The sequence below is a fragment of the Candidatus Frackibacter sp. WG13 genome (assembly GCF_900114655.1).
GTDB lineage: Bacteria > Bacillota > Halanaerobiia > Halobacteroidales > Acetohalobiaceae > Frackibacter.
The window spans coordinates 1-1,499 of the sequence record NZ_FOTT01000046.1; the positions used below are offsets into that span (position 1 = coordinate 1).

General features: G+C 27.1%; 1 protein-coding gene. It reads right to left on the reverse strand.

The window, feature by feature from the left end; translation table 11 throughout:
• Positions 1 to 45 precede the first annotated feature (45 nt).
• Positions 46 to 1,314: a transposase gene (locus BM077_RS13510; protein WP_089751212.1), complete on the reverse strand. Its 1,269-nt coding sequence runs from the start codon at positions 1,312 to 1,314 to the stop codon at positions 46 to 48.
• Positions 1,315 to 1,499: the final 185 nt, after the last annotated feature.

Below are 1,499 nucleotides of genomic sequence, written 5' to 3' on the forward strand. Positions count from 1 at the left end.
ATAGAGTTTCCCCAAAATCAAAATAGCAATTACCTTTAAACCTTATCATAATAGTAAGTTTGGCAGATTGAGCTGTTGTGATGCTTTAAATTTGAGATTTTTATCTATAAAGCTTTGGATTCCTTTTCTTGTTTTCTTCAAAATAGTAAAAATACCATCTGTTATTGCATAATAATCAAATTTAGGTATTTCATAAATTCTTTTAGATAATTTAGAAATCCATAAGCTTAACTTAGTAGTTTTTCTTTTTTCTGAAAATATTGCTATAAAGCCGATTAAAATAGTTAAAATCAAATCCATAGTTCTAATACTATTTAAAGATCTGACTCTGATATTTTCTAAATTAAATTGTTGTTTTTTAAATCTAAAATACTCCTCAATCTTCCACCTTTTAATATAAGTTTTAAGTATTACTCGAGTGAGTCTTTTTGATTTAGGCTTTAAGTTACTAATTAAAATCATAGGTGATTTACCGAATCCTCTAACTATAACAAGTGTTAATTCTTTATCTGGTATTGCGGGTAATTTAATGTTTGTATAGCTGAACTTTACTTTTTTATGATTATCATATTTATCTTTAAAATGGGTAACGTATTTTCCTTTATAAAGATTTGCTACATCAAATATATTCATTTTTTCACCTTTATAAATGACGTCTCTAGTTTTTTTAGCTCTAATTACAAAATCGCATTCATCACCTTTTTTAGTAAAATATTTAAAGAAAAGGTTGTTATCATACCAACGGTCTAAAGCATAAATGCCTATATTGCCAAAATGTTCTTTAACAAACTCAAGACCAGCTATTGTCTCCATATTTTGACTTTTAAACCCTTTTTCAAGTGTAGAATAAACATGAGAATATATGGACACAGGCATTTCATGTTCAGTAGTTAAGGCGGCTATCTCAAAAGTATCATAACCATCTTCTGTTTTACCTGTACTTCCATCACGTACTCTATCTAAAGCCTCTAATTTTTTGCTATGAGGCTTGATGATGTCGGATTTATCACAGCAAAATATAGTGTCTTCATTAATAATTGGTTTTATTGTATTGATATAATCATCCATTATTTTTTGTTGTTCATCAAAGTTTTTGAAATTTCTTGATAAGCGATCAATAGTTTTTTTCAGTGTTATATCTTCTTTTAACGCTCTAGAAATTTCACTTAATAAAACAGTTTGGTTTTCTAATAGTCCATATAGTACCTGAAAGACAAATTTAGATTTAGGTTTAGATAACTTTTTAGTAATTTTTTTAGAAAAACTTGATAATTTCCTTTTCAATTGGTATATAAGTTTGGTATAATTAATCATAGGTGGAATTCCTCCTTTTTGGTTTTGGTGTCCAACCTAATTATACCAAAAAACGGAGGTAATTTCACCTTTTTTGCGTAATCTGTGGATAATCTATTTTAATCAATTGTTAAGGTTAATTGTCCACAATTTTAGGTGTTGATAATTTTCATATTATTTACTTTAAAAAATGGGGAAACTCTATT

Excerpts from the sequence above, each read along its gene's own strand:
- BM077_RS13510 (WP_089751212.1), bottom strand. The coding sequence starts at position 1,314 with ATGATTAATTATACCAAACTTATATACCAATTGAAAAGGAAATTATCA.